Origin of the sequence: Fodinibius sp., from assembly GCF_034521915.1 — a bacterium.
GTDB lineage: Bacteria > Bacteroidota > Rhodothermia > Balneolales > Balneolaceae > Fodinibius.
Genome location: NZ_JAXHLU010000021.1, coordinates 47,436 through 69,780, shown reverse-complemented (window position 1 = coordinate 69,780; position 22,345 = coordinate 47,436). Strand labels below are relative to the sequence as shown.

Here is a 22,345-nt window from a genome sequence, read left to right as displayed (position 1 = left end):
ACTTATCGCTTTTTTCGAAACGGTTCTCCAGGCTTAAATTCCGTCTGACCGGTTTCCAAAACAATTTCAACATATGGAGCACAAAGGCCACAGCTATTGCTACAATAATTCTGATTTTGAAGCTCATCGAGCGAGGTAATATTATTTTGATTGGCATACTGCTTTATCTCGATAAACTCCCGATCGTGACAAATACATTCTGTTACATTATTTGGAGCCATAATAATTCAGCTATTAACCCCCTATTGTTTAAAATGTTTTCCTAACCGAAGTTCTTGCCCCTGGTAATTGCTCTTACTGTCATCACCGTACACAAATTCAGGAACTTCGGTATTCGGTTCAAACTTCATACTACAAAAGGTTTGTCCATCTTCAATTAAAAATGGCACATCGTGCGAACGTACTTCGAGTACAGCACGGGCTCCTTTGTCCTCCACACGTCCGCCAAAGCCGCTGTCAAAAAAACCGGCATAATGCGTTCGCAGCTCACCCGATCCCGTATCGTAGGCAATCATTTCAGCAGCTAAATATTCCGGAATACGACATCGCTCTTTAGAAGCAAAGATATAAAAGGCTTCCGGTTCTAAAATGAGATGATCATCCGGTTGATGGTAGATGGGTTCCCAAAACTCCGAAACCTCGTAATAATCAATATTATCGAGATCGATGTAATCACGGTGCTTTTTAGCCTTGTATCCTACAACCTGATCTTCCGAAGCATGCAAATTGACACTCAGAAAAAGTCCATTATTGACCTTTAACTCATCCACATTAACAGGATCACCGCCTTCGGTAAAAAGGAGCGGATCGGAACTGTGTGTTCGCAAAATATCCTGATCCGAAAGCACGGTATAGCCATGACGAATTCTCAGCTGATTTAGACGTTGCCCTGTCTTAATTTTTATTGGAAATGACTTGGGGACAACCTCCAGATACATTTGCCCTTTATAGCCTGATCGGATTTCCTCGAATCGGTGGGAATAATCCGTAATTACGCGCGTAAAGACATCAAGACGCCCCGTTGTACTCTTGGGATTAGCTTTGGCAGAAAGGTGCTCTCCGGATACAATCTGGTAGTCTACACCGTTTTCGTTACCGTTGAACAGTGTTTTCTGTGGCGAGATATGAGACGGTAAATGCAACTCCTCGAGCAGCGGAATAATATATACACAATTGGGTTCTAAAATAGCTCCATCGGTTATCGAAAAATCGTACTGACTAAGCTTCTCCAACTTTTGATCTACCGATTCATCTTCGGGCAAAAAACTGCATCGAACCCGGTAGGCCTTTTCCCCCAAACGCAAATCTATTGAGTTGGGCTGAAACTGATCATCCTGCAATGGATATCCATCAGCATGAGAAATTATGCCCGCATTTGCCAATACACGTAATTTTTGAACGGGAAGTATCCCCTTGGTTCGCAGATGTACTTTTTGAATCTCGCTGCTCATCAAAACCTATCTTAAATTAAAACGTTAATGAATATTTTTATCTTAGCATCTGAACTTGCGCCCTAATATAGGAATTCAGCAATCAGAATTCAGAATCGATCTTACTTTAATTACAAACACTGATTTTTAAATTATTACAGTATGAATATTCTTTTTTGGAGCGGCGGCAAAGATGCTTATTTGGCTCTGCACTTTTTCAGGGAATCACACCCTGAAGCAGAACTAAAACTGCTTACAACCTATGATGAATCTACCGACGTTGTGCCCCATCAAAACATCCCGCTAACCGAAATAAAGGAACAGGCAGATTATCTTGACCTGGATTTAATCTCCGTCGGTCTACCTTCCAACTGCCCGAATGAAATTTATCTGGAACGCATCGAAAATGCTCTTAATGAATTAGAGGAGCCTATTGAAAATCTCATATTTGGCGATTGGTATCTGGAAGATATTCGCCAATGGCGCGAAAAAGTGTTTAGCGAAATGGGATATTCCTGTATTTTTCCAATATGGCAAAAAGATCTAAACGACCTCCTTCCTATATTACTTCTGAAGCCGGTAGAAATAAAAATCAGCGCAGTTAAAAAAGAATTCCAGTCGTTGCTAAAAAAAGGAGAATCGTTCGACCAAAAGTTAGTTATGCAACTACGGCGCCTTAACAATATTGATCCGATGGGCGAAAACGGGGAGTTTCATACCAGACTAATATTCAAAGATCCGGAAACACTCGATAATCAGCCCCTAATACCAGGTAGTCGATAGTACTTTATCCCCTTTCACAATTTTATCCACCACATCCATTCCGTCTGTGACCTTACCAAAAAGCGTATAATTACCATTTAGATGGGGCTTCCACTGGTGCATCATAAAATATTGACTGCCCTCGGTATCAGGTCCTGCACTGGCAATCCCTACCGAACCCCGTACAAATCCCTTTTGTGATGCCTCAGTAGGAATCACAAAATCAGGACCGCCGAAACCATCCTGCCGTTCAATATCTCCACCTTGTATCACAAAGTTTGGAACCACTCGGTGAAACGGCACGTCATCATAGTGTCCCGCCCTGTTCAGGCTATCAATCATTGCTACCGTAGCCGGAGCACTGAGCGTATTCATCTCAATATGAATTCTCCCTTTCTCCGTTTGCATAAGCAACGTTGGCTTCGGCCCCAGCTCCCAAAGCCGATCCCAGTCAGGCAAGCGAAAATCAGTTTTTGACTCTTCCGGCACCTCGACCTCCCACCCGGCATCTGCCAGCGAGCGATTCAATGGTACATAATTTTTAGAAGCAAGTGAGTCAATTACTGGCTCGGCCTGCTCCTCAAATCGTTCTTTATATACCGAGCCAAATATCTGATACACTTCGATATCACCAGGCAGCGAAAAGGTCGACAGGCTCCCGTTTATTCGATCAAAATCCTCGGGTCCAAAAAGTGATTCATTTTCCAATAACGAGCCTGCCATATAGCTTACACCACGATCCCCGAGATCCAGTGCATCAAAAACAATAGTGCGAATTTGCTGTCTGTATTCTTCACCACTGTCTTGAGTACCCTGCACAAAACTTCTCAGACTTTGCAATGCATACATTGCTGGTAGTTGCTCGCCTTGGCTGACCAAATCTCCAATACGCTGCAGGTAATTTTCAGTGGATTCATGCTGCTGATAAATTCCCAACACCTCGGGCCACAAATAAGGGTTTTTCTCGGAAATAGTTTCAAGCCGGCCATGGTGCTCCTTTACAATTTGATTATCCACCTCCTGTATTGTCGCCAATGCCTGCAGCCAAACAGCATCGGCTAAACGTTCATCAGTCAACATCTCCTCATTGATGAATTGATACAAATCATCACCCTCATTAATTCTCCCGCGCAAACTTTCCAGCGTTCGAACCTGTACATGCGCATTTTCATTTGTCAACAAAATTTTAGCTGCTAATGAATTCTGATCATTCAGCGATACTTTGCCAATCGAGGTGGCCAACTCATATGCCAGCTGAACTTCATGATCCAGCATCTGCTCACCATTGTAAAAAATAGTCATGGTATGCGTTGTACGCTCGGGCAGAATTTTATTTACATACTGATCCACATTCCGACTTATTCCCGTGCCCATCAGTTGCCATCGACTAAATAACGTATCTTGTGCAACAGCAGATAATTCGGATTCATCACCGCGATACCATCCATACAAATAAGCACGGGTAGCTTCATAATTTTCGGTATCAAATGCTTTTTGAATAATCCGAATTTGCGAATCCTGAGCTACATCAAATTGCTGGATTAACCGTCCCACCGCCAGTGCCGTATGATATTCACTATCCGCTAAATTTTTATTCAGCTGATCGACTAAAAAGGAAAGCGTTTGTTCATCTCCCTGCCGGCCAAGCACCCTTGAAATCCCCGAACGTAATTCGGCATGCTCTATCCAGTTTTGTTCAAGCTCTCTAAGCTTATTTCCGGTGATAGCATGCTTGCTTATCCCAAACCAAGAGGCCTCGGAATTCTGTTCAATAGCAAGATCAATAAATTGGTCAACCGAATCGATAGGAGTATTGGCAAATGCCCGCCATGCTTGCTTTCGTACTTCGGGATGTTCATGAGATAAAAACGGCTCGAGGGATTCTATATCCCGCTGGGTCACGGCTTCGTATAAAACCGGGTAGGTTGCAGTAAGCAACGAGTCTGTAATGGGATTCGCACTTTTATAAGGCCCCGAATCACCGCGGGAATAAGTAAATAGAATAATAACACCGACCACCAGAGTTATCAATACTATCCAAGACCGAAGTCGGACATATTTCATGTTAAATAATTGAGTTGCAAAAGATTAGAGAGAGGGATTGTGATCCTTGGCTTCTTCTACGCGATCGGTTTCCTTTTTTTTGCTGATGGTTTTCAATTTGCCGTTTCCGTCTTTGCGAGCTTCATGAAGTTGTGAATCCTTGATCCAGGCTCGTCCCCCGTCCCGTTGAAAGCGTTTCTCATTTTTGAACATAAAAGCTTGCTCGTGCAAATCAGGTAAATTCTTCTCCATAACTGTTTCTTCTTTATTGAATGTAATTCATTGATAATAATACAATTTTAACAACTATAATTCATAAGATTTTTAGCTTTGCTTTGAATGTCGAAAAGCTTATATTTGGCATTCTGTAGCCAAAAGAATTTACAACACAAAATTAGACAATTAGATGTACGCAGTAGTAAAGATAGGTGGACATCAATATCGCGTTTCAGAAGGCGATGTCCTGTTTGTTGACAAGCAAAGTGATGAAGCTGATCAAAAGCTTACTTTTGATGAAGTGTTATTAACAAATGACGACGGTAATGTAACAGTAGGTCAACCTGTTGTTGAAGGTGCTGCTGTTGAAGCAACTTTGCTTGACAATGTTAAGTCAGACAAAGTTATCGTTTTCAAAAAGAAACGTCGCAAGGGATATCAAGTTAAGCGCGGACACCGCCAGCCGATGTCCCAAATCGAGATCAACAGTATTTCTACTTCAGGCAGTGGAAGCAAGAAAAAAGCTGAAAAAACGAAAGATACTTCTAAGTCTGAGGAGACAGAACAAGTATCTACTGATATGACGGCCAAAGAGGCTATCAGTCATATCCGAAATACTGATCTTGAAGATCTTAAAGGATTTGTTCCCGATGATGAAGAGCGGGTTACCGTTTTGGATGCATGGAACAGTAAGCAAGAAGGATAATTCAGAAATTTTAGATTGTTATGGCGCATAAGAAAGGACAAGGTTCTACAAAGAACGGTCGTGATTCGATTTCGAAACGACTTGGAGTTAAGAAATACGGCGGAGAAGTTGTTAAAGCCGGTCATATTATCGTACGACAGCGTGGTACTAAATTCCACCCTGGCGATAATGTAGGCCGTGGCGGCGATGACACGCTCTTTGCCAAAGCTGACGGACAGGTTACCTTCCGCGTTCGCTCCGGTGGACGTAAATATGTAAGTGTTGAGCCTGTTTCATAACAGTACTTTTTACCAGATTTTTAAGCCTTGGTTTCTCATGAGACCAAGGCTTTTTTTATATTGCTCTCTATGGAAAAGAAAAAAATACCGGGGCTGCCCCATCTACAATTTCATAACCTATTTTGCATCGGCCGTAACTATGTTGAGCACGCTAAAGAACTCAACAACGAAGTTCCAAGCCAGCCGCTTGTCTTTTTAAAGCCAACCGGCAGCATCATTTTTGATGGTGACAAAATTCAGATCCCTCACCAAAGCGAGAATGTACAACATGAGGTGGAACTAGCTGTTGCAATTGACAAAACGGGCAAAGATATCCCAAAAGAAGAAGCTTTAGAATATGTCGGGGGATACGGTATCGGGATTGATGTAACCGCTCGCGACATTCAGCAAAAGGCCAAAGAAAAAGGTCATCCGTGGACCGTTGCCAAGGGATTTGATACTTTTGCTCCACTGAGTACGTTCGTCGAAAAGGATCTGATTGAAGATCCCCAGAATCTACATTTACAAATATCAGTAAATAACGAGGGTCGGCAATCGGACAGTACCAAGCTGATGATTCACACTGTGGCTGATCTTATCCACTATTTATCGACTATTTTTACCCTGCAACCCGGCGACATCATCTTAACCGGTACGCCCAAAGGAGTATCAGCTATAACCACGGGAGATACCATTAAGGCTTCTTTAAGTAATGGACTGGCAACAATTTCTGTAACCGTAGAATAACCGATGAATATTCGCCTTCTATTTGTTATCACTCTTTTTATTGGGCTTGTTGCTCACCCGTTATCAGCCCAGGAGTCGCATTCTTTTGATCCAACCCAAGCCCACTATGCCTGGCCAACGGATGCCAGCAGGTATCTATCTTCCACTTTTGGGGAAACACGAGCGGCGCACTTTCATGCTGCTTTGGACATCAAAACCTGGGGACGAAAGGGATATGAAGTTTACGCTACCCGTGATGGCATTGTTGACCGCGTTGCTATTGGACCAAGAGGCTACGGAAAAGTCATCTACTTAAAACACGATGATGGCTCCTACTCTGTATATGCCCACCTCCTCTCTTTTAATAATAAGCTTCAGCAGCTAGCTGATTCTGTTCGTTTTGCCGAGGATTATCAATTTGAAATAGAAAAGTTCTGGGGATGGCGAAATATTACGATTAAACAAGGTGATCTTATTGGATACAGTGGCGCATCGGGTATTGGCCCGCCCCACCTTCATTTTGAGCTTCGTACGCCCACACACAAGCCATTTAATCCCCTGCTGACGAACTTATCCGTGAAAGACAATATTCCTCCCCAAATCAGGGACCTTTCTGTAGAGCCACTCAGTCCCAAATCTACCATAGAAGGAGTAAATGCCATCTATACCAAAAGGTCAAAACTTGAAAATGGATCATACAGCTTTGGTACTATTACAGCTCAAGGACCCATTGGCTTAGGTCTCAATGCCTTTGATCAATCCAATAATGTTCATAACAGTTATGCCGTTTATGATCTCAATCTTAACGTAAATGGCGAACATTTTTTTAGTTCCAAGGTAGACAGTTTTTCGTACAATGAAACCCACCAGATGTTCATTGATCGCGTATATCCCATTTTAAAGAATACGGACAAAGGATTTCAGCGACTATATATAGCCGATGGAAACTCCCTACCGTTTTATGAGACGAATAGTCAAAATGGCGTCCTAAATCTGCCAGTGGGAACGCATCAAGTTACCATCACAGCAAAAGATTATTACGACAATACTTCTACCGCCAAACTCACTCTTAATGTCCAAGAGGATCTACAACAAAAACAGAATCGTTCATTCACGAATCGTAACTCATCGCTCAATGCTGTATCCCCCGAACAGTGGCACTGGTTTTCGGATTGGGTTACGATCCCCTATAACCAATATGAACACACCACTCTTGTAATTGCTGATAAAGAAGAACTTATTGAACATGCCAACGGTATTGTTGTAGATCTAAAAGAACAAAAATCTCTCTTTGTTAATACTCCGGAGTCGGGGCCACTGCAACTCTACCGAATTACGCCTCAATCCCTCTCTTTTATTTCTACTGCAGATCAAAACCACTTTGCAGTATTTCCCAAGCAAACTTTTTACGATACTGTTTCGGTGGGCATGTCTGTTAATAGTTTTACCAAAGATTCCCTAACTGTGGATGTAATACCTAACGCCTACCCCGTTAACAATGAATTCTCATTTTATACCGCCCGTGATAGTGCTTTAATCGATACATCTAAACTCTCGTTTTACAGTTTTGATCAGGAGGATGACAAGTGGGAATTAATACCTACAACCTTTACAAGGTCACATATCATCGGCAGGGCCGAAACCTTGGGTCACTTTTCTTTGAAAAAAGATTTATCAGCTCCTGAAATAAAAAATCCACGCATACAGCAACGTCCAGATGCTAAATGGATTATCTATATAGATGCTGTAGATAAACTTTCCGGAATTAATTATGGCAGGTCAAAAATATTCGTTAATGGCAATCAGGGAATTGCTGAGTTTGAACCTGAGAATGATCGCTTTGTCTATTATCACCCTAATTTTACGCCTTCTGAATCTGTAAAAATTAAGGTTATTGCCTATGATGAAATGGGAAACAAAGCAGAGCGGATTTTTGAAATGGAAAATAAATAAAAAAGGGAGAAACTGTCTGACAGCTTCTCCCTCCTGCTTTATAGAAAACTATCCTGTTAATCAAAGATGTGCAATACAGCCAATCTCAACCTTGCAGTTTTTAGGTAACGTTTTAACCGCAACCGTTTCTCGGGCAGGTGGATCACTCTCAAAGTAATTGCCATAAATTTCATTAACGGTTCCAAAGTTATCCATATCATCCAGAAAAATGCTGCATTTAATGACCTTGTCAAAACCGGAACCGGCTTCGTCCAAAACAGCTTGTAAATTTTTCATGACTTGTTCTGACTGAGAGCTAACATCGTCTCCGACAAACTCCATGCTATCGGGATCCAGTCCTATTTGTCCCGAACAATATACCAAGTTATCATGAACAACAGCCTGACTGTAAGGGCCTATAGCTTCCGGAGCATTTGAAGTATGAATGATTTTCTTCATAATGTGTAAATACTATTTTATTGACGTTGCATTTTTATTTTTCAACTCAGTTAAAAACTCATTTAAATATAAAGCGAATTTTTCGGGATGCTCCATCATGGGAGCATGACCACACTGGTCTATCCATTTGAGTTGGGAGTTTGGCAAAGCCTCATGAAACTCCTCCGCAACATCGGGAGGCGTAATCTCATCTTGTTTCCCCCAAATCAGCAAGACCTCCTGATCAATATCAGGCAAATAATCTTTCATATTGTATTCATGTGTTTCCCGGGCTATAGCTAATACATTCAATAAATTCGACCGGTCATTTATCACTTCCATAATTTCATCCATGAGCTCTTCAGTCACAAAATCATCATCATAAAATGTAATAGCTGCCTGTTTACGCACATAATCACGATCGTTGCGACGAGGAAAGGTAGAACCAAAATCTCTTTCCTGTAGTCCGGAACTTCCGGTCAAAATTAGAGCCTCCACATTCTCCGGGTGTTGTACCGTATACTCGAGGGCCAGATGACCTCCCATAGAATTACCCAGTAAAATAGGATTTTTAATCTCTAAAGCCTCCATAAATGAATGCAGCCATTTGGCCATATTTGTAAATGTCAGCTTTCGGGCCTTAAACTCATAGATAGGAATCGCGGGCACGTAAATATTATAGTCATCTATATATTCAACCAAAGCATCATAATTGCTTAATCCCCCAAACATACCGTGTAAAAAGACCAGGTTCGCGGAGTCCTCTGTTCCCTTTGAAATATTGAGATATTCGAAACCGTTGTAATGGTGACTATCGAAATGACTGCTGCCGAACATATAAATTGATACCTGGGTTAATAGACTGTAATTTGTAAGCGTGCAATATAATAAAATTATGCATTAATATTGCAGAAAGGACTATATATGATTACTTTCTGCAATCACAAATGAATATTCTAATAACATTGAATTTATAGCAATCAGAAACCATGTTTATTAAAAAATTACCACATTTACTTGTAACGTTGCTTACGGTTATTTTGATAGGATGCGGAAGTTCGAATCCGCTAGCCGACGAAGCTCAAAATAATCTTAAAAATCAGGATTTTGAAGCTGCTATTGCTTCAGCTGAAAAATCTATCGAACAATATCCGGGCGATCCGCTAGGATATTATTACAAAGCTGTTGCTTTGGGAGAGCTTGCCAGATCACAAGATGATCCCACAGAACGTGCGGATTATTATGAACAAATGAATAAAGCTTTTGAAACGGCGAAAAGCGTTGCTGATACATCTGAAAATGTACCCAGTAAGATTAATAATATATCCGGCGTTAAAGTTGCCATATGGCAGACCGAATTTCAACGAGGGATTGACCTTGCTACCAATGACAGTGTTATGAGTACGGTCGATAATCCGATGAAACTCTCTATGCAACACCTGAAAAATGCAACCAAGGTTTTACCAGACAGTGCCAGTTCCTGGAATGTCTATGCTCAGATTTCTGCCAGAAATAAAGAATTTGAAGAAGCTGTTTCTGCCAAAGACAAGTACATGAATATGATTCCTGAGTCAGAGATCGATACCGTTGACTATCTCCACTTAGGCAATTACTACTACAATTTAGACAAACATGATAAGGTAGTAGAAGTTTTTGAAGAAGGACAAGAACGATATCCCGGTAGTGAACGTATTGCTTCTGCACTTGCCGATGCTTATGGTAGAGTTGGAGAAGACGAAAAAGCCATTGCCACTCTCAATAAACTTGTTGAGCAAGATCCCAAAAACCCACAGTACCGCTTAGTAATGGGTACCAAACTTTATCAACAAGCTTTGCGGATAAGGGACTCACTGAATACCAATTCGCAAGAAATTATGAAGCTGCAAAAACAATTCAACCAAGCAGACCAATCTGATAAAGAAGAAATAAAAAGTAAGATTGAATCTCTCAGCAGCGAAAATGAAAAGCTGATGAAAGAAATGAATGAGCTCACTAAAAGAGCTGAAGAGGAAATAAAAGTAGCTCTTGAATACCGTCCTAATGATCCTGCCGCTTACGAAACACTGGGCGTTATCTATCAAAATAAAGCGAAAACCTATTTTGACCGCCGTAACCGGACAACAGATAACAAAGAGGCTGCAAGGCTTGACAAAGTTGGAAAAGAAAATATCCGTCAAGCCATGAAGTATTACGAAAAAGCTGTAGAACTTGACCCGGATAACAAAAATTACTGGAGAAGCCTATTCCAAATTTACACCTTCTTAGGTATGGATGAAAAGGCAAAAGAAGCGATGGAGAAAGCTGGAATGAAGGAATAATAAACACCATACAATTTAACAACCTACAAACTTCTTTATGATTCATTATTACACCCGAATTGCAAGCTTAGTGCTTGCATTCGGGTTCTTTATTAGTTGCTCTACATTACAACCCTCAAACCAAGAATCCGCTAATGCTGCAAACCTTTCTGAACAGCAGATTCAACAACAGATCAAATCTCTGGATAAGGATATTTCCTCAAATCCCGAGCAAGCAGATTTATATTTTCAAAAGGGTAAACTCCTCACACAACTTGCCCAAAAGAAAGAAGACCCCTCTGAACGCATATCCCCATACACAATTGCTCGTCAGGTTTTAGACCGAGCCGAGAATCTATATGATAATACTGCAGACTCAGAGAATAAGGTAAGCGACTTACTCAACGTGACCTGGAGTTTAGAACATAATCAGGGCATTAAATTGTTGCAGGACAAAAATGCGGGACAACCCAACTACGAAAGAGCTATTGCTCATTTCAATAATGCAACGGTTGTTATCCCTGACAGTGCTGTCTCCTACACAATGAAAGCACGCACGTTATACAAAAACCAACAACAAAAAGAAGCAATTAAAACCTTAGAAACTGCTCGGAAAAAAATTGAAAATGCTCCCACCCTTCTTTTAGAACAACTGGCTTTTTTATATCTCGAAAATAACAATCCCAAAAAAGCCATTAGGATTTATGAACAAGCCGAGTCCTTTTCAAGCAGAAATTTAAATTTACTTCACGGACTTTCAAATGCTTACATTAATGCAGGAGAACATCAGAAAGCCGTAGAACTGCTGGAGCAGCTGATCAAAGATGAACCACAGAATATAGTCTACGCCCAATCATTGGCTACCGAATTATATTTCTTGGGAAAATCAAAAGTCGATTCTGTTACTGCCGCTCTAAAACAGGGTGATTCACTTGACGAAACAGCCTTTGATAGTGTCGATACCCTATTTTCCCAAGCTAAAGAACAATTTAATAAGATTTCTGATGCGAATCCGGGCAACCTGGAAATTCAAGAACGCACAGCTACTTTTTACTTCAACAGTGCATCGCAATATCAAAAGCTGCTACCATTAGTATCGGAAGAACACCAAAAGAAATTGCAAGAAAAGATCAAACAATATTTATCGGCTTCTATCCCTCTTTTTGAAAACCTCGCAGAACAAGGTCAGAAGAATAAGGAAATCTGGAAGAAACTTTTTCAAGCTTATTCTATTTTAGAAATGGAGCAGGAAGCAGAGAATGCAAAAGCTAATCTATAATTTATTTCTGTAATGAAATTTAATACTAAAGCAATTCATGCAGGACAAGAACCAGAAAAAACTTCTGGTGCTGTAATGCCCCCGATCTTCCAAACATCAACGTATGCACAAGAAGCACCTAACGTTCATAAAGGATATGATTACGCTCGAGTAGGTAATCCTACTCGCACTGCCCTCGAAAAACTCATTGCCGGATTAGAAAACGCCGATGAGTGTGCTTGCTTTGCCAGCGGTTGTGCCGCAATGGATGCAGTTCTAAAAATGTTTCGACCCGGAGATCAAATTATTGCTTCAAATGATCTTTACGGTGGCACTTATCGACTGTTTACAAAAGTATTTGCTCCATACGGTATCGACTTCACGTTTGTGGATATGACTGATATCAAGAATGTCAAAGAAGCTGCTACCGACAATGCCAAGCTTCTTTGGATTGAAACGCCCACCAATCCACTATTGCGAGTTGTAGATATTGAAGAACTCACGAATTTTGCCAAGAAACAGGATATATTATCATTGGTTGATAACACCTTTGCCTCTCCCTACTTGCAGCAGCCTCTTGAATTGGGAGCTGACATGGTACTTCATTCAACCACTAAATACCTGGGCGGTCATTCTGATGTAATTGGAGGGGCTGTTGCCACTTCAAACGAAGCAGTTATGGAACAACTACGATTCCAAGTTAAAACTACTGGAGCTGTTCCAGGCCCGATGGATTGCTATCTAACTTTACGAGGCATAAAAACGCTATCGGTACGTGTACAGCAATCAGTTGATAATGCTAAAAAAGTTGCTTCCTTTTTGGATAGTCATTCCGATGTAGATGAAGTTATTTATCCCGGACTTAAAAGCCACCAACAACATGAAATTGCAAAAAAACAAATGAGCGACTTTGGCGGCATGGTCTCATTTTCTTTAAAAAATGATTCAATGGAAAAAGCCCAGGAATTCATGAGTAGAACCACAATATTTACATTGGCTGAAAGTCTTGGCGGGGTTGAATCATTAATTAGCCATCCCGCCTCTATGACTCACGGATCTATCCCAAAAGAAGTTCGCGAAAAGGCGGGACTCAAAGATTCCTTAATCCGACTTTCGGTTGGTATTGAAGATGTTGACGATCTTATCGAAGATCTGGATCAAGCGTTTGAATAGATTTCAGATCCATGAACAAAATGTATAACCAAAAAACTCTATAAATTATGCGGAATGTTGTTATTGTAGATGCTAAACGTACACCGGTTGGTTCTTTCGGGGGAAGCCTGTCCTCATTTTCAGCACCGGAATTAGGTGCAGCAACAATCACAGAATTGATAAAATCATCCGGCATTAAACCCGAGCAGATTCAAGAAGTCGTATTAGGCAATGTGCTCACCGCCGGAGTGGGTCAAGCTCCTGCGCGACAGGCCGCATTAAAGGCCGGTCTTTCTGAACTCACCCCCGCGACAGCCATTAACAAGGTCTGTGCCTCGGGAATGAAAGCTATTATGATCGCCGCCAATCAAATTCAGCTCGAAGAAGCTGATATCATTGTTGCCGGCGGTATGGAAAGCATGAGCAATGTGCCCTATTATCTCAATAAACACCGTTTTGGATCCAAGTTGGGCCATGCCGAAGCACAAGACGGTATTTTGCGAGATGGCCTCTGGGATGTCTACAATGATTTCCACATGGGTAATGCCGCAGAAATCTGTGCCAAGGAGTGCAACATTAGCCGCGAAGAACAAGATGAATTTGCCATCACCTCTTACAAGCGAGCTATTAAAGCTCATGAAGAGGGTTATTTTGATGATGAAATAATCGAGATGAAAGTAAAAGATCGTAAGGGCAATGTATCCAAGGTTACGATGGATGAGGAGCTCAAGCGTATTAACTATGACAAAGTACCAAAGCTTAATCCTGTTTTTGAAAAAGATGGAACTGTTACTCCTGCTAACGCCAGCAGTATTAATGACGGAGCTGCGGGCGTTCTTTTAATGAGTGAAGAAAAAGCTGAAGAACTTGGGTATACTCCGCTCGCTCGTATTGTAAGTCAGGCCAGTGCAGCTAAAAAGCCGGAATGGTTTACAACAGCACCTGCCGATGCCATGCCCAAAGCAATGAAAAGGGCAAAACTGGAAAAGGACGAAATTGATCTTTTCGAAATTAATGAGGCCTTTTCGGTGGTATCGCTGGCTAATGAGCAGATTTTGGAGCTCGATCCGGAAAAGGTAAACATCCATGGCGGTGCAGTCAGTATTGGACACCCCATTGGCTGCTCGGGAGCACGAATCGTTGTAACACTTCTGCACGCTCTCAAACGTACAAAAGGACGTTATGGATGTGCCGGTATCTGCAACGGTGGCGGTGGAGCATCAGCCATGGTTTTGGAGATGCTTAACTAAAAATCCTTTAAATGCGAAAGCAGGATGAATTGTTCCATTCTGCTTTTTTATTTTTCATTTATTCTGATAACTTTATATCAAAAGGATATAATAATAGAGCAAGTTCTTAGAATAATAGTCTTAGCTAATATTATTTGCTATTTTTCGTTAAATTCTGAACGTACTTCTATCAACCTATTTTGTTATGATTAAGAAAGCATTATCCACTTTTGCCCTTCTGCTGGTTTTTGCCAGTTTATCAAATGCTCAGGTTGGCATTACTTCGGTACCATTTTTACAGATCGAACCCGATTCACGCGCAGCAGGAATGGGCAATACTGGTGTTGCTATTGCCGATAATGCTTCAGCAGTCTTCTGGAACCCTGCCGGACTTGCTTTTCAAAAGGGAAACCAAATCAACTTTACGCATAGTGAGTGGCTACCCCAGTTTAATGCCGACCTATTTTATGATTATTTGGGTGGAAAATATCATATGGAAGAAATCGGCACATTTGGCGGACATGTTACTTTTTTAAATTTAGGAGAGCAACTTCGTACTGATGAAACTGGATTAGAACAGGGACGTTTTAACAGTTATGAACTTGCCGCAGGACTTTCCTATGGACTTCAGCTTAATAAAAACTGGTCTCTCGGTACCGGATTCAGGTTCATATACAGCAGCCTTGCAGATGGTCGTGTAAGCCAGCAGCGTATCAACCCGGGTTCAAGTGTCGGAGTTGACATTGCTGCCATGTACAAATCAAACAAGTTTAAATTTATCGGGAACGATGCCAATATAAATGCCGGATTAAATATCTCAAACATTGGTCCTGGCGTAAACTATACTGATAACGCCCAAAAAGATCCCCTACCAACTATATTCCGCATTGGATGGGCGTTTAATACGAACCTTGATAAAGACGGTATCCATAAATTGACCATTGCCAACGATATCTCGAAGGTAATGGCACGCCTTAATTCTGATGGTGAACCCAAAGGAGTTATCAGTTCCCTTTTCTCATCCTGGGGAAGCTTTAACCGCAATACCGGAACAGGAGAAGTAACCCTTTCGCTTCCTCAGCAGCTTATGTATGCAGTTGGTACAGAATACTGGTACAACGACCTATTTGCAGTACGCGGCGGATACTATTACGAAGATCCTAATAATGGTGATCGTCAATACATGACCTTGGGGGCCGGAATTAGATACAAGTTTGTAGGAGTAGATTTTAGTTATATAAATACTCTCGGGGCTGAAAATCACCCGCTTGCCAATACAACCCGCTTTGGTTTGCTCTTAAACTTCTAATTGAGCAGCTGTGGGTTCATGACTTTTTATAAACCAACTACTTTTTTCGGTAAAAGCATGCTATTAGTAAGCATGCTTTTATTATTTGGGCTTCATAACGTTTATGGTCAACAATTTGAAATACAACGGAGCCACAGCCTCACGCCCCACGCAAACTCTAAACCCAGTGTTCCCGATACACTTACCGTAATCGCAATAATGGTTGAGTTTCAGCCCGACGAAAACCGGTTAACCACGGGTAATGGCACCTTTAATCCATCCAATTTAGCCTATCTCGATAATCCCGATATTACCATCGATCCCCTGCCCCATAACCAATCCTATTTTGAACGGCATTTGACATTCGCACAAAACTACTTCAAAAAAGTGTCGGGAGATCAGTTGCATATCAAATTCCGGGTGCTTTCCACAGTATATCAACTGCAGGAAAAAATGGAGCGGTATTCCCCTACTGGAGAATCCTTTACTGACGAAAAAGTCGCTGATTTAGCCCAAGATGCTTGGCAGGTTGTTGAAGAACAAGGTGGGTTTTCTACTTCCGATTTGGATCCCCAAAAAACGGCCTTTGCCATCTTTCACGCAGGTATTGGCCGTGATATTGAGCTAACGGGAACGATCCTCGATAAAACGCCACAAGACATCCCTTCCCTCTTTTTAGATCAATCTACACTAAGCAACCTGCTTGAACGGCCAAATTTTGACGGATTCCCGATTAATAATGGTGCTTTCAGAATCACCAATTCAATGATTTTACCGCGAAGCCTCTCGCGCCGGGGCGAAGATATAACAGGTAACGAGTTTGTTTTACAACTCTCCACGAATGGACTTATTTGCGCATCCATTGGAAGCTATCTCGGCCTGCCCGATCTTTTTAACACCGAAACAGGCAATTCAGGGATTGGGCGATTTGGGTTAATGGACGGAGAAAGTTTCTTCTCGTATCGTGGACTTTTTCCGCCCGAACCTTCAGCTTGGGAAAAAATATACCTGGGCTGGCAAGATCCATTTAACGTAGTCCCATCAAATAACAATCCCGTTATCCTCCCCGCGGCAGCTTATCATCAACAAAACAGTATTGCAAAAGTACCTTTATCTGCTGATGAATATTTTTTGATTGAAAACCGCCATCGCGATCCTAATAGTGATGGAGTTACTCTTACATTTGAACAACCGGACGGTACGGTACAAACTAAACAGTTTTCCAATTACGATGAGTCTTTTATCAATCAAACAGAGGGCTTCGAGGAATCTTTAATGGCTGGTGTAGTTACTGATGTAAATAATCCCGAGTGGAGTCTGCCCGGAGGTTTGGATCCTGGTCCCGACGAAACAAGAGGTACTGCCGATGACCGGTTACTCAACGGTGGTATTCTAATCTGGCATATTGATGAAGCCGTCATTAACAGTCAGATAGCAAATCAAAGCGTGAATAATAACCCCGACCGCCGCGGGGTAGATCTCGAGGAAGCTGACGGTGCTCAGGATATCGGACGAGCCGCAAATAGTGACTTTAGCAGTCAGGCGCGCGGCACCGCTTTCGACTTCTGGTGGGATGGAAATAATGCCTCAGTCGTTACCCTTGATGGTGATACTCTGCAATTCTACGAAAACCGATTTGGTCCCGATACCCGACCATCAAATGAAAGCAACTCCGGGGCACCAAGTTTTTTTGAGCTCTATGACTTTTCGGATAATCAACCGGTAGCCTCATTTCGTATTCGGTCAACCTCTTCCAATAATATTCAATCGGTAAATCTGCCTGTTTCAAATATTGAAGACGAAACATCATTCACCACTTCTCAGTCGGATTATTTTTCTGCATATCCACTGGGGCTCACCTTCTATTCGACCTCTTCGGATTCTTTCCTGATTATTCCCACGCAGCAATCAACGTATGCCGTTAATCTAGGGAATACGAACAATCCCGTTTTCGATTTTCAATCGCCATCGGTCCAGCAACCATATCTTGGGAATGCCCTTATTCTGGGAAAAGCTCCTACTCAATTCCAAATTGAGCTATCAGCGTGGCAATGGAATGGCAATCAATGGAATGCCCAATGGAATAACACCATTGATGCGAATGATGCTTTTCTGAGTTCTAATGACAGTCAAACACTGTATGCGGATTTTACTGATCAGCGAATAAATATTTCAGATGGTACAGAACAGCAACCATTACCAAATCCACAACAGCGATCTACCACTGTTAATGGAAGATACACCGTACTCACGGAAAGCCAACTCACGCTGGAACCGGATGGAAGCACATATCCCATAAACAAGAATGGAAGTCGGCATTATAGCGGGGCGGTACAACTTGAGGATGAACGACAGGGATTCTATTATTTATCTGAAAACAAGCTTTTGGTCTTTGATCCCGAATCATTTAATCAGCCCCACACCATCGTCCAAAATATCGATCTGGGATGGCCCGCTATGGCTGATCTCAATAGTGACGGACGCATCGATTTCAGCTATGTAAATCAGAAAACGGGTACTCTTGAAGCACGCAATATCAACGGAGCACTACTGGCAAACTTTCCCATTACTGCTCCTCAAAATGCCCGGTTTATCGGGACACCGCTGATTACCCACTCAGAACAAACGGGCGATTTAACCCTTTACATTCCCACACAAGACAGCCTTTCCCTGAATATCAACGCATATACTGTTGATGGAGAACCCGTCGAGGGATTTCCCCTTTATGTAGGCAATATCTCTGATCAGAATAATCAGCCCATTCATCCGCTGATCCACCAAAATACCCTTTATGCAGTCAGTCACCGCGGCGATATTAAAGCCTGGCAGCTGGATAATATTGATGAGGTACTATGGGCAAGCCGATATGGAAATACATTCATGAATAAAGTTTCAGGAACTATAAGTACTGAAAACCCTCAAGAGCCCTCCCCAACTAATGGCATTCTTGTTAAGGAGGAAACCTATAACTGGCCAAATCCCGCGGAAGATTTTACCAATATTCGATTTCAAACCAGCGGGCCGGGTACAGTTGAAGTAAAAATTATCACTTCCGGCGGAAGAATTATTTTCGACAAGAACTATGAGGCCAACGGGGGACCTCCTGAAGAATATCAGATCTCTACGCATGACTGGAGCAGCGGATTATATTTTGCTATGATTACGGCTACCGTAGACGGACAAAAAGAACAGAAGATGATAAAAATTGTAATCGTCCAATAGGTGAAAAATCGCATTTTCCATATCGCCCTGTTACTTCTTTTATGGGGATGGTGCAACTGCTTCAATACTGTTTTTGCACAACAGCTTTCGCCTTCCCAGCTAACCTATCCCCAAAATCATCTGCCCTGGTACACTATTGAAAGCGACCATTTTAATATCCACTTTCAGGAGGGCAATAATCGCTCGGCACAAACTACAGCTCGTATTGCCGAAACCATTTATCCACATATAACTGATCTTTATAATCTCGAGCCAGATACCAAAACCAATATCGTACTTAAAGATCGCCGGGATTACTCAAACGGGGCCGCCTATTTCTTCGATAATCAGATTGAAATCTGGGTTTCATCACTGAATACTCCTCTTCGAGGTACGCACGACTGGCTTTGGGATGTTATCACTCACGAATTCACTCATATCGTACAGCTACAGGCCGCAATGAAAAGAGACCGTCGACTACCCGCCATATACTTCCAATGGCTCTCATACTCCGATGTGCGGCGCCCCGACGTCCTTTACGGCTATCCAAAAGGAATTCTCACCTACCCCTTTGCTTCTATTAACGTACCTGCGTGGCTGGCCGAGGGAGTAGCACAATACCAGCGGCAAAACCTGTTTTTTGATTATTGGGATGCGCATCGCGATATGCTTTTCCGAACGGCTGTTCTTTCAGGCGATCCTATTTCGTTTGAGGAGATGGGCATTTTCGGATCTAAAAATGCCCTGCAGCGCGAACGGATTTATAATCAAGGTTTTGCCTTTACTTCTTATCTGGTGGATCGATTCGGGGAAGACCTTTTGCCGGCATTATCAAAAAGTTTAGGAGAATCAGGAGTTTTCACCGTTGATAAAGCTCTTGAGCACACCACCGGAATTTCGGGAAGTAACCTGTTTGATGAATTTATTTCCTCCTCCGAAAAATACTATCGTAAGGCCACTGAATCTTTAAATCCTACGGAAACTGAGGCAGTTCAGTCCGATGGATTTTTTAACTTCTATCCCACCGTTAGTCCGAATGGCGAACAGATTGCATATCTATCAAACAAAGACAGCAGATCGCCGGCTGTTCAACTCTTTGTAGATGACCGGGATGGAATAAAAGCTTCATCCCACGCTATCGATATTGGCACATTGCAATCATCAGACCAGCGATACGGCATCTATAAAAATCAGGAGCCGACGATAAAACATCTGCAATCCTCATTTTCTTTTTCTCCGGATGGATCTCAAATTGCTTTTAGCCGACAAAAACTAAACAACTACGGAGAACGCTATAACGATCTATTTATTTATAGTCAGCAAACCAAAAAGGTGGAACGCCTCACCCAAAGCAAGCGGCTTTCATCACCAAGCTGGCATCCTACGAAAAACTCTTTGGCAGCCATTCAGCAGTCAAACGGCAGCACCAATTTAGTTGAGGTGGATATAGCTTCTGATTCCCTGCAGCCGCTAACAAATTACACGAACGGTGAACAAGTTTACAGTCCCAGTTGGCATCCCAATGGAAAAACCCTCTATTTTTCTTTTTCTGACAAACATACCCGCAATATTTATCGCCTCGATACACAATCGGAAAGAGTCGAACCCCTACTGCAGGATACATTAACCGACTACCGCGATCCTTATGTAGATGAGGAAGGCAATTATCTCTACTATTCTGCCAATCCGGATGGCATTTTCAATATTTATCGCATTTCTATCAATGGCAAACAGCAATATCAGGAGCAGTTGACGAACGTCGTAGGAGGAGCTTTTATGCCCCAAGTTATTAACGAATCGCTCTATTTTTCTGAGTTTAAATCAGAAGGCTACATCATTTCCTCCGCCAATTTATCAACCGCTGAGCCACAATCTGCAACAAATTATAATCGAGAACCGCTCTCCTATTTAAAACTGCCTGAGAAATCAAACCTCAACTATCCGCAGAATACAGAGAATATTGAAATCATTGAAAAATCAAAGCTGCAGCAGTTGAGCCGTTCAGATTCTTTAATGCTTCCTGCTGAGAAGAATAACCGGGAGAAATTGAAGCTAAAACCATATAAAAATACCTTTACCAACTTTAGCTTTTATCCCGTCATCCGATTCGATAACTACAGCAAGAAAAACGGCAGTAACGGGCGCCTGCTCACGGCCGGTCAATTTGGCGATTTGGGCCGCAACTTGCTGCGTGATATGAAGCTGGGTACCTATTTTTCATCCCGGGAAGTAACCGGACAATTCAACTTCTTTGGCAGCGCTCTCTTTGGTTTTGCCTCGGAACCCAGCAGCGGAATCGGGGATTTTTTTAATCCCGCTCGGCTTACCGATCTCGATCGAGATTTATACTTATCAGTTGAACATGTGGGACTCCCTTTCATCAAAAAACGATGGTCTCCTACTGTTACACTGGATTTCTATAATTTACGCCGAAATGTTGCTGACGGACTTTCAATCGAGGAATTCCCCTGTACGTCATGCCTGCCGGATACCACCAATGTCGATATCGCATACAATATCTGGGAGGCCGATATTTTTCTGCGCAGCAAAATCAATCAGCACAACTTACTTGAGCTAGGAGCCGGGTACAGTCCATATCGCGTGCAAACAGATGGATTTTTCTCCCAAGAGCTCGAATCATTTATTCCTTCCTCTTCTTCGGAATACTTTAAAGGAACCACTCTCACGGCCGCATATATTTACGAGAACTGGACTTCCTATCCGAATAGCGATGTTGCCCCTATTGGTTTTCGCAGCGCATTCAGATACACCTACGAACCCAGCAAACTGCTTGACGACTATGAAGTAGAAGACGGCACTCTTAACCCGATCTATCAGGATATCAAAAATCACTCTATAGAAGCTAATATTCGGTGGGGATATCCAATAGGTCATCATTCAGCCCTTAACTTTTATGGACGCGGATTCAGTTATCTCAATAATCCCGATGATTTTTTCTATCTCGATTACATCGGAGGATTTACAGGGATGCGCAGTTATCCCTACTTTGCTCTTGGTGGTAATACCACAGCACTGGCAAAACTTTCGTACACATTTCCGATTGCCAACAAATTGAATGCACAAGTTGGCCGTCATACTTTTGATAAGCTTTATTTGCGATTATTTGCGGAAACCGGCAACGGCTGGAACGGTCCACTCGAAATTGGCAATAACCTGAAAACCGGCCTCGGCGGCGAACTGCGATTTGCTTTTAACAGCTACTATCTGTTCCCACTCAAATTATTTATCAGCGGCGCTTATGGATTCAATAAATTTGATGTTACTTTACCCAGCGAATTCATTACGGAATCAGCAGAGAGCGGAGTAACATACGGAAAGGGCTTTTACTTCCATTTTGGATTAACATTTGATTTTGATGTCCTGAATCATGATTAAAAAAGCGACATTTT

The 22,345-nt window shown here is 42.1% G+C and carries 18 protein-coding genes; 12 read left to right on the top strand and 6 right to left on the bottom strand.

Annotation, left to right across the window (positions count from 1 at the left end):
- Positions 1-2: 2 nt before the first annotated feature.
- Positions 3-221 (bottom strand): hypothetical protein, encoded by a 219-nt coding sequence (locus U5J89_RS15640; protein ID WP_322576589.1) that lies wholly within the window; start codon positions 219-221, stop codon positions 3-5.
- Positions 222-242: 21 nt separating this feature from the next.
- Positions 243-1,451 (bottom strand): 2'-deoxycytidine 5'-triphosphate deaminase, encoded by a 1,209-nt coding sequence (locus U5J89_RS15635; RefSeq protein WP_322576588.1) that lies wholly within the window; start codon positions 1,449-1,451, stop codon positions 243-245.
- A gap of 141 nt (positions 1,452-1,592) precedes the next feature.
- Here U5J89_RS15635 and U5J89_RS15630 point away from each other — a divergent pair, with 141 nt between their 5' ends.
- On the top strand, positions 1,593-2,213 hold the full coding sequence (locus U5J89_RS15630; RefSeq protein WP_322576587.1) for a hypothetical protein: 621 nt from the start codon (positions 1,593-1,595) through the stop codon (positions 2,211-2,213).
- On the opposite strand, the gene U5J89_RS15625 is transcribed toward U5J89_RS15630, so the two are convergent.
- Together U5J89_RS15625 and U5J89_RS15620 are read right to left on the bottom strand one after the other, a co-directional pair.
- Positions 2,193-4,256, bottom strand: a complete 2,064-nt coding sequence (locus U5J89_RS15625) for a peptidylprolyl isomerase (RefSeq protein WP_322576586.1) — start codon at positions 4,254-4,256, stop codon at positions 2,193-2,195. The two genes, U5J89_RS15630 and U5J89_RS15625, sit on opposite strands and share 21 nt — an antisense overlap.
- Positions 4,257-4,280: 24 nt before the next feature.
- Entirely contained in the window at positions 4,281-4,487 is a 207-nt protein-coding gene (locus U5J89_RS15620) for a hypothetical protein (protein ID WP_322576585.1), read from the bottom strand.
- A 154-nt stretch (positions 4,488-4,641) separates the two neighbouring features.
- Between U5J89_RS15620 and rplU the strand changes: the two genes are divergently transcribed.
- From rplU to U5J89_RS15600, 4 genes are all read left to right on the top strand, one after another.
- Positions 4,642-5,157 carry a 50S ribosomal protein L21 gene (rplU, locus tag U5J89_RS15615; protein ID WP_322576584.1) on the top strand — a complete coding sequence of 172 codons (516 nt, stop codon included), beginning with the start codon at positions 4,642-4,644 and terminating at the stop codon, positions 5,155-5,157.
- Positions 5,158-5,177: 20 nt separating this feature from the next.
- On the top strand, positions 5,178-5,435 hold the full coding sequence (rpmA, locus tag U5J89_RS15610) for a 50S ribosomal protein L27 (protein WP_095605091.1): 258 nt from the start codon (positions 5,178-5,180) through the stop codon (positions 5,433-5,435).
- Between the two features lie 69 nt (positions 5,436-5,504).
- Positions 5,505-6,161 carry a fumarylacetoacetate hydrolase family protein gene (locus U5J89_RS15605; RefSeq protein ID WP_322576583.1) on the top strand — a complete coding sequence of 219 codons (657 nt, stop codon included), beginning with the start codon at positions 5,505-5,507 and terminating at the stop codon, positions 6,159-6,161.
- 3 nt (positions 6,162-6,164) lie between these two features.
- The gene (locus tag U5J89_RS15600; RefSeq protein ID WP_322576582.1) at positions 6,165-8,093 is read left to right on the top strand and encodes a M23 family metallopeptidase; all 1,929 of its coding nucleotides are present in this window, start codon (positions 6,165-6,167) and stop codon (positions 8,091-8,093) included.
- A gap of 60 nt (positions 8,094-8,153) precedes the next feature.
- Here U5J89_RS15600 and U5J89_RS15595 read toward each other — a convergent pair whose 3' ends face one another.
- The gene (locus U5J89_RS15595) at positions 8,154-8,531 is read right to left on the bottom strand and encodes a RidA family protein (protein WP_322576581.1); all 378 of its coding nucleotides are present in this window, start codon (positions 8,529-8,531) and stop codon (positions 8,154-8,156) included.
- A gap of 12 nt (positions 8,532-8,543) precedes the next feature.
- Positions 8,544-9,347 (bottom strand): alpha/beta hydrolase, encoded by an 804-nt coding sequence (locus U5J89_RS15590; RefSeq protein WP_322576580.1) that lies wholly within the window; start codon positions 9,345-9,347, stop codon positions 8,544-8,546.
- 152 nt (positions 9,348-9,499) lie between these two features.
- On the opposite strand from U5J89_RS15590, the gene U5J89_RS15585 reads away from it, so the two are divergent.
- The 7 genes from U5J89_RS15585 to U5J89_RS15555 all read left to right on the top strand — a co-directional run bounded on the left by U5J89_RS15585 (position 9,500) and on the right by U5J89_RS15555 (position 22,331).
- On the top strand, positions 9,500-10,828 hold the full coding sequence (locus tag U5J89_RS15585) for a tetratricopeptide repeat protein (protein ID WP_322576579.1): 1,329 nt from the start codon (positions 9,500-9,502) through the stop codon (positions 10,826-10,828).
- Between the two features lie 37 nt (positions 10,829-10,865).
- A complete protein-coding gene (locus U5J89_RS15580; protein ID WP_322576578.1) occupies positions 10,866-12,086 on the top strand; it encodes a tetratricopeptide repeat protein in 1,221 nt (406 codons plus the stop codon).
- A gap of 12 nt (positions 12,087-12,098) precedes the next feature.
- Positions 12,099-13,238 (top strand): cystathionine gamma-synthase, encoded by a 1,140-nt coding sequence (locus U5J89_RS15575; RefSeq protein WP_322576577.1) that lies wholly within the window; start codon positions 12,099-12,101, stop codon positions 13,236-13,238.
- Between the two features lie 47 nt (positions 13,239-13,285).
- Positions 13,286-14,467 (top strand): acetyl-CoA C-acyltransferase, encoded by a 1,182-nt coding sequence (locus U5J89_RS15570; protein ID WP_322576576.1) that lies wholly within the window; start codon positions 13,286-13,288, stop codon positions 14,465-14,467.
- A gap of 184 nt (positions 14,468-14,651) precedes the next feature.
- A complete protein-coding gene (porV, locus tag U5J89_RS15565; protein ID WP_322576575.1) occupies positions 14,652-15,755 on the top strand; it encodes a type IX secretion system outer membrane channel protein PorV in 1,104 nt (367 codons plus the stop codon).
- Positions 15,756-15,827: 72 nt separating this feature from the next.
- Entirely contained in the window at positions 15,828-18,956 is a 3,129-nt protein-coding gene (locus U5J89_RS15560) for a T9SS type A sorting domain-containing protein (RefSeq protein WP_322576574.1), read from the top strand.
- On the top strand, positions 18,957-22,331 hold the full coding sequence (locus tag U5J89_RS15555; RefSeq protein ID WP_322576573.1) for a hypothetical protein: 3,375 nt from the start codon (positions 18,957-18,959) through the stop codon (positions 22,329-22,331).
- The last annotated feature ends 14 nt before the right edge of the window (positions 22,332-22,345 follow it).

Coding starts and splice junctions, on each gene's coding strand:
- U5J89_RS15640 (WP_322576589.1), bottom strand. CDS start 221: ATGGCTCCAAATAATGTAACAGAATGTATTTGTCACGATCGGGAGTTT.
- U5J89_RS15635 (WP_322576588.1), bottom strand. CDS start 1,451: ATGAGCAGCGAGATTCAAAAAGTACATCTGCGAACCAAGGGGATACTT.
- U5J89_RS15630 (WP_322576587.1), top strand. CDS start 1,593: ATGAATATTCTTTTTTGGAGCGGCGGCAAAGATGCTTATTTGGCTCTG.
- U5J89_RS15625 (WP_322576586.1), bottom strand. CDS start 4,256: ATGAAATATGTCCGACTTCGGTCTTGGATAGTATTGATAACTCTGGTG.
- U5J89_RS15620 (WP_322576585.1), bottom strand. CDS start 4,487: ATGGAGAAGAATTTACCTGATTTGCACGAGCAAGCTTTTATGTTCAAA.
- rplU (WP_322576584.1), top strand. CDS start 4,642: ATGTACGCAGTAGTAAAGATAGGTGGACATCAATATCGCGTTTCAGAA.
- rpmA (WP_095605091.1), top strand. CDS start 5,178: ATGGCGCATAAGAAAGGACAAGGTTCTACAAAGAACGGTCGTGATTCG.
- U5J89_RS15605 (WP_322576583.1), top strand. CDS start 5,505: ATGGAAAAGAAAAAAATACCGGGGCTGCCCCATCTACAATTTCATAAC.
- U5J89_RS15600 (WP_322576582.1), top strand. CDS start 6,165: ATGAATATTCGCCTTCTATTTGTTATCACTCTTTTTATTGGGCTTGTT.
- U5J89_RS15595 (WP_322576581.1), bottom strand. CDS start 8,531: ATGAAGAAAATCATTCATACTTCAAATGCTCCGGAAGCTATAGGCCCT.
- U5J89_RS15590 (WP_322576580.1), bottom strand. CDS start 9,347: ATGTTCGGCAGCAGTCATTTCGATAGTCACCATTACAACGGTTTCGAA.
- U5J89_RS15585 (WP_322576579.1), top strand. CDS start 9,500: ATGTTTATTAAAAAATTACCACATTTACTTGTAACGTTGCTTACGGTT.
- U5J89_RS15580 (WP_322576578.1), top strand. CDS start 10,866: ATGATTCATTATTACACCCGAATTGCAAGCTTAGTGCTTGCATTCGGG.
- U5J89_RS15575 (WP_322576577.1), top strand. CDS start 12,099: ATGAAATTTAATACTAAAGCAATTCATGCAGGACAAGAACCAGAAAAA.
- U5J89_RS15570 (WP_322576576.1), top strand. CDS start 13,286: ATGCGGAATGTTGTTATTGTAGATGCTAAACGTACACCGGTTGGTTCT.
- porV (WP_322576575.1), top strand. CDS start 14,652: ATGATTAAGAAAGCATTATCCACTTTTGCCCTTCTGCTGGTTTTTGCC.
- U5J89_RS15560 (WP_322576574.1), top strand. CDS start 15,828: ATGCTTTTATTATTTGGGCTTCATAACGTTTATGGTCAACAATTTGAA.